The organism is Candidatus Gastranaerophilales bacterium, assembly GCA_028693235.1.
In the GTDB taxonomy this organism is placed as follows: domain Bacteria; phylum Cyanobacteriota; class Vampirovibrionia; order Gastranaerophilales; family Gastranaerophilaceae; genus JAQUVW01.
The window spans coordinates 1-15313 of sequence record JAQUVW010000001.1 but is presented as its reverse complement, the minus strand read 5'-3'; the positions used below and the strand labels follow the sequence as shown (position 1 = coordinate 15313).

Genomic DNA, 15313 nt, shown 5'->3' with positions numbered 1-15313 from the left:
GGGAGAAAAAAGAAACTTGGGGAAAAATGGCACTACTTGGGAATAAATATGACTTCATAGATGATGAACCTCTAGAATCTGATGATTATCGGATTCCTTCGGTGTTCCAAAATCAAGAAGAAACTAAAGGACTCACACTTAAAAAATCAATAGTTCTATCAACCATTCTGCACCCTGCAGTTGTTGGTTTCGCTTGGCTATTGATTTTTATATTGACATTACTCGGAATAAAAATTACAGTTTTTGACAAACCTCAGCCTCAACCTAAAGATATTGAATTTGTACTTGTAAATAAAGAAGCAACTCCTATCAACAAGAACACAAAATTTAGAGCTGACAAAAACTCAAGAGCAGGTGGCAAACACGACCCCACAAGAAAAGTGTCTATGCCTCAAGCTCCTGCACCAAAAGCGAAAAGTACACGTTCGCAAAATGCGGCTCCTGCTCAAAGTGCAAAAAAAGCACCAACCAAAAAGCAGCCTACAAAAGCTACTACTAATACAAAAACTCACTCTACACAAAAACACGTAAAATCAGCGGCTCCTGCATCTAAAGCTTTTGAGTTTTTCGCACCAAGACCAACGGCAAAACCATCAGCTCCAAGACCTGTCGCTAAACCAAAAAGCAATTTCACAATACCTGTACCAAAATCCGCAATTCCAGGAGTTGCAACTCCATCCGGAGGTCCTTTGACCTCAGCTCCTCACGCAACAGGACGTGGCGGAAACGGCTCAGGCTCAGGACACCCGTCCCCAAGCTTTGCCCCGACTAAATCAGGGACAGGCTCAGGAACCGGAGCAGGCTCTGGAGGAAGATTCTCAGGCTCAAGAGGCGGAACCGGTAGCGGAGGTAATCTCGGCAACCCAGGACCCGGAAATCCAAAAGGAGCTCCCGGTATTGACGCTGTAAGAGAACCGGATTTCGGACCATATATGAGAGAACTTCAACGTAGAATTAAAATGAACTGGGAACCCCCAAAAGGTAACGAAAGCAAACGTGTAGTATTACTATTTACAATAACCAGAGACGGACGTTTACAAAGCGTACATGTAAGCAAATCATCAGGTTTGGCAGCAGCTGACAAAGCCGCAATTTCAGCGGTTCAACTAACTGCCCCATTCCGCCCCTTACCACCGGAATACAAAGGTAGCAATGTCGATATCCAATTTACATTTGACTACAATGTATTCGGAGCTTCAATGAGATAAGATAACTAAAATAACATATAGAAATGAGGATATAAAACTATGGATCTTTTACTTCAATCAATTCAAATGGATTGGCCCGTTCTTACACCAATCTTTGTGTGCTCTATTTTGACAATAGCTGTCGCACTTAACAGATTTGCTTTTTACAACAAAAACAAACGTGACGTCGTTCAATTTATACCTAAATTGCAAAAAGAACTTGCAAGAGGAAGACTTGAAGGTGCTCAAGCACTAAGTATTCAACTCGGTGGCGTTATCGGAGAAGTCACGGAAGAAGCTGTCAGAATTTTTTCTGAACAAAAAAAAGGTTTCTCTCGTTCTTTTGATATTGCGGCTAGTTTAGCTACAAGAAAACTTGAAAGCCATTTGACTATTTTAGGTACAATCGGCGGTGTTTGCCCGTTCTTAGGCTTATTCGGTACTGTCGTCAGAATCCTTTATACTTTCCAAGATTTAGCTGTTCAAGGTAACCAATCAGCTGCCGTTGCAACAGGTATCGGGTCTGCATTGATTGCTACTGCTTTCGGTCTTGGTGTTGCTATCGTGGCTGTTATCCTATACAACAGCTTCCAATCTATCGTAAAAAGATATGAAGATGACTTCCAATTAATTAAATTGCTATTCCTAAGCTTCGTTGATTCTGAAGAAGAAGTAGCTCTAAACTCTCAATCAAATATTTCACTATAAAAGAATTCACAAGCAGGTAAAAAAATGGCTTTTAAAACTACAAAAGGTAAAAACGCAATGTTCACGGAGATTAATATCACTCCTTTGACCGATATTTTTCTCGTTTTGTTAATCATCATGATGGTTGTAGCTCCTACATTCCAATCTGCTGATAACAATATTAATGTGCCCGAAATAAACAGTGGCGTTAGTATTGAACAAAAAAATGCAACAGTTTCAGTCACCAAAAACGGCGATTTCTACCTAAATTCAACACCTGTCAATCCCGACAGTCTTGCTGATGAACTGGAAAAATTAAAACCAACTTTAGAAAAAAAAGAAGTTGTTGTTAAAGCTGATACTGCTGTGAAAAACTCAGAAATTATGAAAATTATGAAAGCAGCTGAAGCTGCTGATTACAAAAAACTAATCGTTGCAGGTGAACCGCTTTCTAAAAAAGAACAAAAAAAACTTGATGACAACAAAAAAACAGCGGTTGTTCCCGTAGCACAAACCGCACATTCTGAAGAACCCCAAACCAATATCCCTTCAGATACAACGGATTGGGAGGAATAGAGGTTATTATGGCAAGACAAAGAGATTCATTCAACGAAATTAACATCACTCCGTTAACAGACATATTTTTGGTTCTGCTAATCATAATGATGGTCATAGCTCCATTACTCGACCAACAAGGTTTAAATCTTGCAGTCCCCGAAATGGTAGAGGCTGAATCGGTCAAAGATGCTCACATGATTAACGTAACCGTTGACAATCAAAATCACTATTTTATCGACGATAGAGAAGTTTCTGCCTCTCAACTCCAAGATACAATAGCCAACAAAAAAGCTGAAAACCCTGACGGCGTCTTAATCCAAACAGAACCCGACTCCACCCACGGTGCCGTCGTTAAAGTTATGGACTCTGCCAGAAACGCTGGCGTAACAGAAATATCAGTAACGGAAATTTAATTTATTTTTATTTTTTATATCTTTATTTAAAATGGCTCCACGACTTACTTTTCGGGGCTATTTTTTATATAAAGTTTTTTTACCGAGGGGTTGAAGAATTTTTATGTTTTAATTATTATTATAAAATGATAAGATATATGAGATGTTTCATGCCTAATCTAAAAATCTCAACCAACCTTTAAAATGTAATTAAATCAATATAGAAGGAATAAAAAAATGAACCCTATTGTAAAATCATTAGCAGATGAATATTCTAATAAAGAATTGCCTGTCGTAAACCCCGGTGATACCGTTAAAGTTTTCGTAAGAATTATCGAAGGAAACAAAGAAAGAACTCAAGCTTTTGAAGGTACTGTTATTAAACAACGTGGTTTTGGCGTCGGTAAAACTATTACCGTTAGAAAAATTTTCCAAGGCGTTGGCGTTGAACGTGTATTCCCGCTTCTTTCTCCTCGTATCGAAAAAATCTCTATCATCAGACGTGGTGATGTTAAACGTGCTAAACTTTACTACTTGAGAGAACGTTCCGGTAAAGCTACTCGTATTAAAGAAAAAATTGAAAAGAAATAATTGGGCTTACCCGATTTATAATTTATAAAAGCCATAATCTCTAAGGGTTATGGCTTTTAATATAAAATAAAAGTTAGGAAAACAAATGACACATATTCACTGGTATCCCGGTCACATAGCTAAAGCTGAGCGAAAACTTAAAGAACAACTGAGTCTTGTCGACGTTGTAATTGAAATTATTGACGCAAGAATCCCTTTGAGCTCTATGTATCCTGATATAAGCAATTTAGTAGGGCAAAAACCAAGGCTTATTCTGCTAAACAAATCTGATTTGGCTGATATCGAGCCGACAAAAGCTTGGCTAAAAATAATTAAAGCTCAAACCGGTGCAACAATTCTTTTAACAAGTGCCAATAACTCTAAAGACTTGAATTTAATCGTCAATAAAGCCATTGAATTGAGCCAACCTGCAATAATAAAACTTGTACAAAAAGGGCTTCTCCCTAGAGCAGCAAGAGCAATGGTAGTAGGCATGCCAAATGTAGGCAAGTCTAGCATTATAAATAAATTAATCAAGAAAACTAAAGCCAAAACTGGTGCAAAAGCAGGCGTGACAAGGCAACAACAATGGGTCAGAATTAACCCAAGATTGGATTTGTTGGATACTCCAGGAATTATTCCCTTAAAACAAGAAGAACAAGAAAAAGCTAACAAGCTTGCTTTTGTAAACTCAATCGGCGAAAACGCATATGACTCAGAAAGTGTCGGAGACAAATTTATCGAAGTGATTTCTGATTTATATCCGAATTTATTAAATTCTTATTACAAGCTTGATGGGGCTGATATTTTAAATCTTGAAAATATCGCTTTAAAACGAAACTGGATAGTTTCCGGTGGCAAAGCTGATACCAAAAGAGCTGCTCAAAATATGCTCCTTGACTTTAGAGAAGGAAGATTAGGAAAATTAACCTTAGATAAAATAGAAGAAAATGAATAAACTTTTTGAATTTGATAAAAAAAAGAAAAAAGATTTTGACTTTTTAATTGGTACAGATGAAGCAGGCAGAGGCCCCGGGGCTGGCCCCGTTTATAGTGCCGCCGTATGTTTTAACAACATAAATCAAACAACAAAAAAACTTTTTGAAAAACTAAACGATTCAAAACAACTTTCAGAAAAAACAAGAGAAGAACTTTTCGACATTATAAAAGCAAACTCAATTTACTCAATAGCTTTTTCTACAGTAGAAGAAATTGAAAAACTGAATATTTTAAAAGCCTCATTACTATCAATGAAACGTGCATGCGAAAAAGTTTTCGAAGAAATAAAAAGCGACAAAGCACTTGTCTTGATAGATGGAAACAAGTTAATACCACAATTTGATAAAGCTCAAGAATTTATAATAAAAGGGGACGCAAAATCTGCTTCAATAGCAGCAGCGAGCGTTCTTGCAAAAGTTTCACGTGACAGATTTATGAAAAAGCTGGCAGTCGAACACCCCGATTACGACTGGGAAAACAACAAAGGATATCTGACAAAAAAGCATCTTGAAGCAATAGATAAATGCGGCACCACTGAGTGGCACCGCAAAAAATTTTTAGAAAAACATTTTAAAAAAAGTGAACAAATGAAACTATTTTAACTCGGTTCCCCATAATAATCACCGCCACCACTTTCTGAATAATCACCGCCAAAAAGTATTTTTTGCGTCAATGAATCAGGAACAACAGACATTCCCTCATAGTCAGCTGTATTACTACGTCCCATTTTAAAAGTATAACCACCATCTTTAATGTCATCTGTGCTCATTGAAACTTGATTAGGACCTTTGTCTCCATTCACGTCAACATAGAGCCAATTTCCACCATCAAATGTATAAGCGATACCATCTGCACCATACATTGTCAATTCACCATCATCATAAGAATGATTGCCGGTAGCTGCAGTGGCAGAAGACGGATTCATTGATGAAACAATATTCATCCGCTTAGAAAAAAATTCTGTATATAGACAAGAATTTGAGCTGCACCTATCATTTAATTCGTCCCAATCTTCTCCTGTCAATGCATAATGTTGTTGCAATGCTTGATTTAAAGTAGCATAAGCCTTTTTACCAGCTGTTCGATATTCCTCGTTATTTGTATTGTTCAACAAAGCAGGAATAGTTAATGCAGCTATAACTCCTATTATAACCAGCGTAATTAGCACTTCTGCAAGTGTAAAACCTTTTTTCATAAATTAACCTTTCAAATATTCTAACCTAAATAATCCAGCGTGTTATTAATTGACAACTTATATCATTATAACAAAACTCTTCAAATATTTCTATGCTATTTATAGTAAAAACCTGTAATCTTGTTACAAATCGTGACATAAATCACAATTATTATCCATCTTGTTTGCGGTATAATATTATTATAGCCGAAATGAAAGATTATTATGATTAATACAGAAAAATTAACCGTAAGATTTGGAAGCCAAACCTTATTTGAAAATATAAATATAAAATTCGCAAAAGGTAACTGCTACGGAGTTATTGGTGCAAACGGTTCAGGAAAAAGTACCTTGTTAAAAGTATTGGCAGGTGACTTGGAGCCTACTTCAGGAGTTGTCCATATTCAAAAAGGACAAAGAATTGCCGTTTTGAAACAAAACCACTTCGAATTTGACGAATATACCGTTTTAGACACCGTTATTATGGGACATAAAAGGCTCTATCAAGTTATGAAAGAAAGAGATGAGCTATACGCAAAACCTGATTTCAACGATGAAGACGGGCTTAAAGTCGCAGATTTGGAAACAGAATTCGCAGAACTTGACGGATGGCAAGCTGAATCAATGGCTGCAAGTTTATTAAGCGACCTTGGTATCTCTGATGAGCTTCAAAGCCAAAAAATGGCTGAACTTGCAGGAAGTGAAAAAGTCAGAGTTCTTCTTGCCCAAGCTCTTTTTGCAAGCCCTGATATCCTCTTGCTCGATGAGCCTACAAACCACCTCGACATCAACACCATCAGCTGGCTTGAGGAATTTTTAATAAACTTCCCAAATACTGTCATAGTCGTTTCCCATGATAGAAAATTCTTAGATAAAGTATGTACTCACATGGCTGATATCGACTATAACAATATACAGCTTTATGCCGGTAACTATAGTTTTTGGTCTCAGGCAAGTCAATTAATAAAAAGACAAAAAGAAGAATTGAACCGTAAAACTGAAGAAAAAATGGAAGAATTAAAAACTTTTATCGCAAGATTTAGTGCCAACGCATCTAAAGCGGCTCAAGCAACATCGAGAAAAAATATGCTCGACAAATTATCACTTGAGGACATAAAACCTTCTTCCAGACAATACCCCCGGATTAGATTTAACTACGTCAAAATGCCCGGCAAAGATGTTTTAAATATTAAAAATTTAACAAAAACTGTCGATGGTGAAAAAATTATCAAAAATTTCTCACTTGAAGTCAGCCAAGGTAACAAAATTGCTTTTATTTCAAAAGACCCGAATATTGTTACAACTCTGTTCCAAATTTTAGCCGGCGAAATAGAACCGGATTCTGGCGAAATTCACTGGGGAGTAACTGCTACAAAAGCATATTATCCTAAAGATAACACTAAATATTTCGGAGAAGATGCTACCCTTATTAAGTGGCTTGCTCAATATTCACCAGACCAACACTCCAGCTTTTTAAGAGGTTATCTCGGCAGAATGTTATTCACTGGTGAAGAAGCTGAAAAAAACTGCACTGTACTCTCTGGTGGCGAAAAAGTTCGTTGCATGCTTGCAAAAATGATGCTCGCTGAAGCCAATGTCTTGATTTTTGACGAACCCACAAACCATTTGGATTTGGAATCAATTACTTCCTTGAACAATTCTTTGATGGATTTTAACGGTACAATTTTATTTACTTCTCAAGATTACCAATTTATACAAACTGTAGCGGACAGAATAGTTGAAATTTCACCAAACGGTTGGATTTATTCAATGGACAGGTATGAAGACTATTTAAAAAATCCTGAAATGAAAAAGAAACGTGAACTTTTATACAAAGAACCGGTAAAACAATAGACTAAAAATTTATTGACTTTGTATATTCAAAGTGAAATTATTTCGCCTTCGTGACGCCATTTTCAGAGATTCAGAGATTCACTATATCTCGCTAAAAAAAACAAACAAAAAGCCAACATTTGTTGGCTTTGAATTATATCCTAACCTAGATAATAAATATATTATACTATGTTTATCTAAAAGTTCAATGTTTTTTTGGGGTGATTTATTTTAGATATATGATTATCCCAATTATATAGAGAGTTCTTATCGTTAGTATTGTCTATATATTTTGCATAATTCTCAAAAATCATATTACCTGTTCTGAATGTCGAATAGAGTTTGTTTATTCCGGAAGTTCCTTTTTCATCAGGCACAATCGGCAAAGCATTATTAGCCCAAGGGTCAACCATCACGGCATTTTCACCCCAAGTTTCAGGATTAGACAAATCAGCATTGTCATCGAGCCCCAAAACAGCAAATACGTGCTGGTCAGTATTATTCGGATGGAAAGGATCTTGACCTGTCATTGTACAAGCAACTAGTCCAACATTTTCCGCACCTTTTTCTTCTATCAAATAATTGGCAGCCAATATCGCCTGATCTGAACAATTGCCTGCTCCAAGCATTGGTACACGCTCTTTTGTCATTTTGACATATTCATCAATCGGCAATTTTCTACGTTGAGCATTCATATATGCTATATCAGAGGCTGCCGTTTGATATTCTTCCGTTGGAGCATATTTAATCATCGGATTTTGCAACTCCATCCACGAAGATGACCTCAATTTCATATCTTTAACAAATTTTACTGCCTCAACTGCTAATTCTTTATTTTGTTCCTTCGGAGAAATTTCACATGCTTGCAAACAATCTGCTTTTTTTATGCCCAAATACGCTTGACATTGTTCAGGGGTCAATGTTGCTATATGAACTTTAATAATATCATGAGAAGATGTCACGCTTTGATTTGTATCAGAATTCAAAGTACTTTTAAACCCGATTTTAGAATTACAAAAAGAAATGCCAGTAATCTTCATAAAAACCTCACTTTAAAATAATAAAAACTCTCAAAATTTTTTTTGCTAAAATTACCCTAACCGGTATTGAAAGAAATAACCCCAATAGTTATCATTATTACATAAGGGGAAATAATAATGTTGTTTGGTTCAATATTTGACGATATAAAAAGTGAAGAAAAAATAATTTACCTTGGAGGCGGATGTTTTTGGGGTATTGAAGCTTATTTTTCAAAAATTCAAGGTATAAAAGACACAAAAGTAGGTTATGCAAACGGAAATATTAAAAATCCAACTTATCTCGATGTAATAACAGGAACCACTGGCTTCGTTGAAGTTGTTAAACTTAGCTATGACCCAAAAATCCATCCCCTTGCAGATATATTAGACCATTTTTTTGATATTATCGACCCAACATCCTTCAATAAACAAGGTAACGACGTCGGCTCGCAATACAGAAGCGGCGTATATTATATCGATTTAGCAGATAGAAAAATAATTGAAGATAAAATAAAAGAAATCCAACCAAACTATCCTTCAAAAATAATGACAGAAGTAGAAAAACTAAGAAATTTTTATTCGGCTGAAGAATATCACCAAAAATATCTTCAAAAAAACAAAACAGGATACTGCCATGTAAATTTAGATGAAATAAACAAATATTTCAAACCATCAATGGCTACTATCAAAGCAAATTTGGATGACGAAAGTTACAAAATAACACAAAAAAAATTTACAGAAAAACCTTTTAGCAGTCCATTTTTAAAAAACAACAGCGACGGTATCTATGTCGATATAGTATCAGGAGAGCCTTTGTTCTCATCAAAAGACAAGTATGAATCAGGCTCGGGCTGGCCAAGTTTTACAAAACCCATTAATAAAAAATTTATAAAAGAATTACCCGACAACACCTACAAACTCCATAGAACAGAAGTTAAAAGCTCTTTTGGAGATTCTCATCTCGGTCACCTATTTGACGATGGTCCGACTAAAACCGGAGGGAAAAGATATTGTATAAATGGAAAAGCTTTGAAATTTATTCCTATTGAACTTATGCAAGAAAAAGGATACTCAAAGTATCTGAAGATATTTCAACCAAATTTATAATTCTATAGGAAGATATATATCAATTTTGGAAAAATATGATATAATGGTAAACATAACATAATTATTGTGTTTACATTTTTACATTGGTTTCTTATAGTTATATAATGTTAAACTTGTAGTGTATTAGGTTAAATGGGTGATTAAATGAACGGAAAAAAGATTTCTTTGGGCAAAAAAATTGCAATTGCTATGATTATTGTAAGCACGATTTTGGTAATCATTACAACTTGTTTTTCTGTTTTTGAACTAAGACAATCTATGTTAAAAGATGCGAACAGTAAGACTTCTGAAATTCTTGAACTTGCTAATAATGTTATTAAAGGCTATCAAGCTCAAGTTGCTCAAGGCTCTTTGACTAAAGAAGAAGCCCAAAAAATGGCTTTGAAAGATTTAACTAATTTTAGATATCAAGGCTCTAATTATGTATGGGTAAATGACTATAACGTAAGATTTTTGGTTCACCCTATAAACCCAATTGGCTCTGATGGTGCTATAATTAAAGATCCCGACGGTAAACCTTTTTTTAAAGACTTAACCACAATGGCACTTGCCAATAAACACGATTACATCAGCTATAAATGGTCAAAAGCCGGACAATCAAAATCCGTGTTCTACCCAAAAACATCTACTAGTTTAAACATACCTGAATGGAAATGGGTAATCGCAACAGGCGTCTATGTTGATGAAATAGACAAAACTGTCATTGAATTAACAGCACTTATAATTTTTGCTAACCTAATTCTTTTAACCGTATTAATAGCTTTATCACAAATATTATTTGTTAAAAAAATATCTACTGAAATGACAAATATCACCGCAGATATGGAAAATGGAGCCAAACAAGTGGCTCAAGCTTCGCTATCTCTTGAAAAGTCCAGTGAAAACTTAGCCGAAGGTAGCAATGAGCAAGCTGCTTCAATTCAAGAAATTGCAGCTACTATTGAAGAATCAGCGTCTATGATTACGAAAAATAACGAAAACAGTAATTATGCAGCTGTTCTCGTCAAACAAGTTACCGATAAAGCAAAAGCCGGACATGACAAAATGGAACAAATGATGAACGCAATGGAGAAAATCAATAATTCCAGTAACGAAATTTCTAAAATTATTAAACTGATTGACGAAATTGCTTTCCAAACAAATATTTTGGCTTTGAATGCCGCCGTAGAAGCAGCAAGAGCTGGTGACGCCGGCAAAGGATTTGCCGTAGTTGCCGAAGAAGTAAGAAACCTTGCCCAAAGAAGTACAATCTCTGCTAAAGATACAACCAAATTAATTGATGAAAATATTTCACTTTCCCACGAAGGCTCTCAACTCGCTAGTGAAGTATATGGTGCTATCGATGAAATAGACAACGAAATAAACAAAGTAAACGGAATTGTTCAAGAAGTATCTGTTTCCAGCCAAGAACAATTACTTGGCGTTCAGCAAATCCAAACTGCTATTAATCAAATGGAACAAGTTCTTCAAATGAATGCTCAAACCGCTGACTCAAACTCTGAAGCATCTCAAGAATTAGCTGCTCAAACGCATGAACTTAATAATCAAATTGATGATCTTAGAGATATCATCGAAGGTACTAAATAAATAAAAATTATTAATATAGAATAAAAGCTCTATGGAAGTAGAGCTTTTGTTTTATATATTGACGAAAGTAATTGTTAATATTAAAATGAATACAATCAACATTTAGCAACAACTTGGAAGCTATTTATGTCGTAGTGGCGGAATGGTAGACGTGCACGTTTGAGGGGCGTGTGAAGAAATTCATGGGGGTTCAAGTCCCCCCTACGACATTTTGAATTTGTTCTTGAACTTTGACTTATACTTTCACCCCGCTATTTTGACAAGCAAAATAGGGGCGTTTACTCAAGAGCACTCGCTGCTATGGCAGCTTCGCAAGTCCCCCCTACGACATTTTGAATTTGTTCTTGAACTTTGACTTATACTTTCACCCCGCTATTTTGACAAGCAAAATAGGGGCGTTTACTCAAGAGCACTCGCTGCTATGGCAGCTTCGCAAGTCCCCCCTACGACATTTTAAATTTGTTCTTGAACTTTAAGCTCCTAATACAAATAAAACCTTGAATCTCTATTACTGACTCCAATACACTTTTTAACAAATATCCATCAAAAAAAGGTAGGTTAAAATTATAATTTGAGTTAAAATCCCAATATGAATTTTATTTGGTTTTTATTAATCTTTATCTCTATAATCATTGGAGCCATAACGGGGAAACTCCCTGATGTTGTAAATGCAATTTTAGAAGGTGCTAAAACCTCTATTGACGTTGTTTTAGCAATTATGGGCGTAATGGTTTTTTGGTTAGGGATTATGAAAATAGCTGAAAAATCCGGAATTATAAAGGTCATATCAAAAATTATACAACCGGTGGCAAAATGGCTGTTTCCCGAAATCAATTCTGAAAGTAAAGCCATTGGTGACGTAGCACTTAATTTTTCAGCAAATGCTTTGGGATTAGCAAATGCAGCAACTCCTATCGGAATAAAAGCTATGGAAGAATTTCAAAAAGAAAATATAAATAAATCTTCCGCATCAGATGCTATGTGCACTTTTTTAGCAATGAACACCGCAGGCTTTCAACTTATTCCTGCAACCGTAATTGCCATTTTAGCAGGATTTGGAGCAAAAAATCCAACTGAAATAATCGTACCGACACTTATTGTCACAACATTTGCTTTTTGCTCTGCAATTTTTATTGCTAAAATTTTAAAAAAGATTTTTCCGCCTCAAATTAAAGAAAATGAGGTAGAAGAAAATGCATAATATCAAAGCCATAATTGATATAATTTCCCTATGGACACTTCCTGCAATACTATTGCTAATCTTAGGATGGGCAGTTATTAAAAAAGTACCCATATACGAAGCTTTTATTGAAGGGGCAAAAGACGGCGTAAAAGTAAGTGTAAATATAATCCCTTATTTGGTGGCAATTATTGTAGCAATATCTATGTTTAGAGCATCTGGAGCAATTGAACTTCTAACTTCTCATTTAAAAACGATACTAAACGTTCTAAAAATTCCTGCCGATATTTTACCACTAACAATTGTCCGCTCTTTGTCAGGAAGTGCTGCTTTAGGTGTATTTTCCGACATCGTAAAGGCTAATGGCGTTGAATCTTACCCTGCAAAACTGGGAGCAATAATGTTAGGAAGCTCCGAAACTACTTTTTATGTACTTGCTGTGTATTTTGGAGCAGTCGGAATAAAAAAATACAGATATGCACTTCTTGCTGGTTTAATGGCAGATTTTGTCGGCATTGTCGGAGCCATTATTGTTGCCAGATGGTTTTTCTTATAAAAGAAAATGAGAGCAATTATAAAAGCACATAAAAAAAGCCCTTCGACTAATCGATGGGCATAGAGTTGTTTGAAAGTTTGCTGAGAAAGCATTAATAACTCAGCTCTTGTTTAAGAATTACTTTGGAAAAATAATTTTTCCGTTTCGTTCAGGTTTTTATTCAATTTTCATTTTGTCAGAGTAATATCAAAGTTATCGTAATTACGAGAATAGCGTGGCAATTTATGTTTATAGCTCGGCAGAGATTGCCTGTGTGTTCACTGATAATTACATTGCCTTTTCAAGTTTCGCCAATCTCCTTTCAAACGAGTTGTTTTGTTTTTCCAGTTTTTTAATTTTTGCTTTCATTTCTTGGTTTTCTTGTATCAATTTTGTATTTTCTTTTTCAATAGTTTCAATTCTGGTGACAGCATTGACGATTTTTGTGTTCAATTGTTTTACGGAGTTGACGAGAGCGAAAACGATTTCGCTTGTATCAACATACAATAATTTTTTATATTGTTGGTTTCCATCGGCTTCAAAAATCGCACGAGGGAATACTTTGCGAGCTTCTTGTGCGATTATACCCATGTGTTGACGTTTGGTTTTGTCATCTTTGTAGGTAAAATCTTTGACTTTTAGTTGTAATATTTTTTCCAGACCGATTTTGTTTTCTTCACCCACATTTTTCATTCTGGCATCAGACGTTCCGCCCCAAGTCTTGCAAGTTAAAGTTCCGTTGACTTTTAGAGTTCTGGCTTTAAAGTCACCATATAAAAGGGCACTCGCTCCCGAATAAGTCTCGCCATTACCCTCAATATACAGTTTATAATTTGCTGTACTTGTAGCCGAGATTCCTGCTTTGTATCCAATACCAACATTATTAGAACCAGTTTCGTTGAAGCCAAGTGCGACACAACCGACGGCTGTGTTATTAGAGCCTGTTGTGTTTGAGCTAAGAGCAGAATTTCCGTGAGCTGTATTATAAGAGCCTGTTGTGTTTGAGCTAAGAGCAGAAGCTCCGTGAGCTGTATTTTCATTGCCTGTTGTATTGTATAAAAGTGCCATCATTCCGTTAGCTGTGTTAAATTCTCCTGTTGTGTTAGCATAAAGAGAAAGAAAACCGACTGCTGTGTTGAAGTTCGCTGTTTCAACTCCCGATGACGGATTATTGTAATATAAGCTGTAACCCCCTATCGCAACGTTGCCGTAGCCTGAAGTGTTAGAATATAATGTGTATTCGCCAATCGCTGTATTAGTTATTTCTTTATCTTCAAATCCTAATAGAACTTGTTGAGTATTTTTAGTTTTAGGGGAGTAGCTAAACTGAGAATAAGAGCCTATAGCTATGTTGTAAGAGTTTGTTTGGCTGCTAAAGAGTGATTGATAACCGATAGCGATATTGTTAGAGCCATTAGAGGCATCTTCTATTCCATAGAGGGAATTAGAACCTATTGCAATATTGTAATCACCTTTTTGGTAAAAAGCTGATTGATAACCGATGGCGGTATTATCAGACGTTGTGTCATTTGAATATAAAGAATTATACCCTAGGGCAGTATTTCTATGTCCTGCAGTATTTGAGAAAAGGGATTGATAGCCTAAGGCTGAATTGTAACCCCCTTCTGTATTTGACAATAATGAGTTAGCACCGTTAGCAGTGTTTCTAACGCCTGTTGTGTTGCCTTGTAGAGATTGATATCCGACAGCAGTATTGTATCCGCCATCAGATTTGCCCTCTTCACCAAAAAGAGCATTAGTTCCCATCGCAACATTGTAGCTGCCAGTTTGGTATATAGCGGATTGATAGCCGATAGCTGTGTTAGATTCTCCTGTTGTGTTAGAGTATAGTGCAGCATGTCCGTGAGCTGTATTATTATTGCCTGTTGTGTTGTAATGAAGTGCATAACTTCCGTGAGCTGTATTATAAGAGCCTGTTGTGTTTGAGCTAAGAGCAGAAGCTCCGTGAGCTGTATTTTCATTGCCTGTTGTATTGTATAAAAGTGCCATCATTCCGTTAGCTGTGTTAAATTCTCCTGTTGTGTTAGCATAAAGAGAAAGAAAACCGACTGCTGTGTTATAAAAACCTGTTGTGTTGGAGCGAAGTGCCTCATTTCCGTTAGCTGTGTTATAAGAACCTGTTGTGTTGGAGCGAAGTGCACCATTTCCGTTAGCTGTGTTATAAAAACCTGTTGTGTTAGCAAAAAGTGCACCATTTCCGTTAGCTGTGTTATAAAAACCTGTTTTGTTGGAGCGAAGTGCACCACTTCCGTTAGCTGTATTATTAGCACCTATTGTGTTATAGTAAAGAGCATGATATCCGTTAGCTGTGTTATCACGGCCTGTTGTGTTGGAGCGAAGTGCACCATTTCCGTTAGCTGTGTTATAAAAACCTGTTGTGTTGGAGCGAAGTGCCTCATTTCCGTTAGCTGTGTTATAAGAACCTGTTGTGTTGGAGCGAAGTGCACCATTTCCGTTAGCTGTG

General features: G+C 36.0%; 15 protein-coding genes and 1 tRNA gene. 13 read left to right on the top strand and 3 right to left on the bottom strand.

What is annotated here, in order from left to right; all coding sequences use genetic code 11:
• Nucleotides 1-26: 26 nt before the first annotated feature.
• From PHV37_00080 to PHV37_00050, 7 genes are all read left to right on the top strand, one after another.
• Entirely contained in the window at nt 27-1208 is a 1182-nt protein-coding gene (locus tag PHV37_00080) for a TonB family protein (GenBank protein MDD3236476.1), read from the top strand.
• A 39-nt stretch (nt 1209-1247) separates the two neighbouring features.
• On the top strand, nt 1248-1895 hold the full coding sequence (locus PHV37_00075; GenBank protein MDD3236475.1) for a MotA/TolQ/ExbB proton channel family protein: 648 nt from the start codon (nt 1248-1250) through the stop codon (nt 1893-1895).
• A 24-nt stretch (nt 1896-1919) separates the two neighbouring features.
• Nucleotides 1920-2450, top strand: a complete 531-nt coding sequence (locus tag PHV37_00070; protein ID MDD3236474.1) for a biopolymer transporter ExbD — start codon at nt 1920-1922, stop codon at nt 2448-2450.
• An 8-nt stretch (nt 2451-2458) separates the two neighbouring features.
• The gene (locus tag PHV37_00065; protein MDD3236473.1) at nt 2459-2845 is read left to right on the top strand and encodes a biopolymer transporter ExbD; all 387 of its coding nucleotides are present in this window, start codon (nt 2459-2461) and stop codon (nt 2843-2845) included.
• Nucleotides 2846-3061: 216 nt separating this feature from the next.
• Nucleotides 3062-3415 (top strand): 50S ribosomal protein L19, encoded by a 354-nt coding sequence (rplS, locus tag PHV37_00060; protein MDD3236472.1) that lies wholly within the window; start codon nt 3062-3064, stop codon nt 3413-3415.
• An 85-nt stretch (nt 3416-3500) separates the two neighbouring features.
• Nucleotides 3501-4352, top strand: coding sequence for a ribosome biogenesis GTPase YlqF (gene ylqF / locus PHV37_00055; GenBank protein ID MDD3236471.1), 852 nt, complete (start codon nt 3501-3503; stop codon nt 4350-4352).
• The gene (locus tag PHV37_00050; protein ID MDD3236470.1) at nt 4345-4995 is read left to right on the top strand and encodes a ribonuclease HII; all 651 of its coding nucleotides are present in this window, start codon (nt 4345-4347) and stop codon (nt 4993-4995) included. The genes ylqF and PHV37_00050 overlap by 8 nt, the downstream gene beginning before the upstream one ends.
• Here PHV37_00050 and PHV37_00045 read toward each other — a convergent pair.
• Complete coding sequence (locus tag PHV37_00045; GenBank protein ID MDD3236469.1) at nt 4992-5588, bottom strand: type II secretion system protein; 597 nt, start codon at nt 5586-5588, stop codon at nt 4992-4994. The two genes, PHV37_00050 and PHV37_00045, sit on opposite strands and share 4 nt — an antisense overlap.
• A gap of 204 nt (nt 5589-5792) precedes the next feature.
• Between PHV37_00045 and PHV37_00040 the strand changes: the two genes are divergently transcribed.
• Entirely contained in the window at nt 5793-7421 is a 1629-nt protein-coding gene (locus PHV37_00040; protein ID MDD3236468.1) for an ATP-binding cassette domain-containing protein, read from the top strand.
• Nucleotides 7422-7597: 176 nt separating this feature from the next.
• Here PHV37_00040 and PHV37_00035 read toward each other — a convergent pair whose 3' ends face one another.
• Nucleotides 7598-8440: a hypothetical protein gene (locus tag PHV37_00035; GenBank protein MDD3236467.1), complete on the bottom strand. Its 843-nt coding sequence runs from the start codon at nt 8438-8440 to the stop codon at nt 7598-7600.
• 117 nt (nt 8441-8557) lie between these two features.
• On the opposite strand from PHV37_00035, the gene msrA reads away from it, so the two are divergent.
• The 5 genes from msrA to PHV37_00010 all read left to right on the top strand — a co-directional run bounded on the left by msrA (nt 8558) and on the right by PHV37_00010 (nt 12849).
• Nucleotides 8558-9526, top strand: coding sequence for a peptide-methionine (S)-S-oxide reductase MsrA (gene msrA, locus PHV37_00030; GenBank protein ID MDD3236466.1), 969 nt, complete (start codon nt 8558-8560; stop codon nt 9524-9526).
• Nucleotides 9527-9670: 144 nt separating this feature from the next.
• Nucleotides 9671-11113, top strand: a complete 1443-nt coding sequence (locus PHV37_00025) for a methyl-accepting chemotaxis protein (GenBank protein ID MDD3236465.1) — start codon at nt 9671-9673, stop codon at nt 11111-11113.
• A gap of 128 nt (nt 11114-11241) precedes the next feature.
• Nucleotides 11242-11322, top strand: a tRNA-Leu gene (locus PHV37_00020).
• Between the two features lie 380 nt (nt 11323-11702).
• The gene (locus PHV37_00015; protein ID MDD3236464.1) at nt 11703-12314 is read left to right on the top strand and encodes a nucleoside recognition domain-containing protein; all 612 of its coding nucleotides are present in this window, start codon (nt 11703-11705) and stop codon (nt 12312-12314) included.
• Nucleotides 12307-12849, top strand: coding sequence for a spore maturation protein (locus PHV37_00010; protein MDD3236463.1), 543 nt, complete (start codon nt 12307-12309; stop codon nt 12847-12849). The genes PHV37_00015 and PHV37_00010 overlap by 8 nt, the downstream gene beginning before the upstream one ends.
• A 267-nt stretch (nt 12850-13116) precedes the next feature.
• Here the strand turns inward: PHV37_00010 and PHV37_00005 are convergent.
• A partial coding sequence (locus PHV37_00005; protein MDD3236462.1) for a tail fiber domain-containing protein occupies nt 13117-15313 on the bottom strand: 2197 nt, incomplete at its 5' end.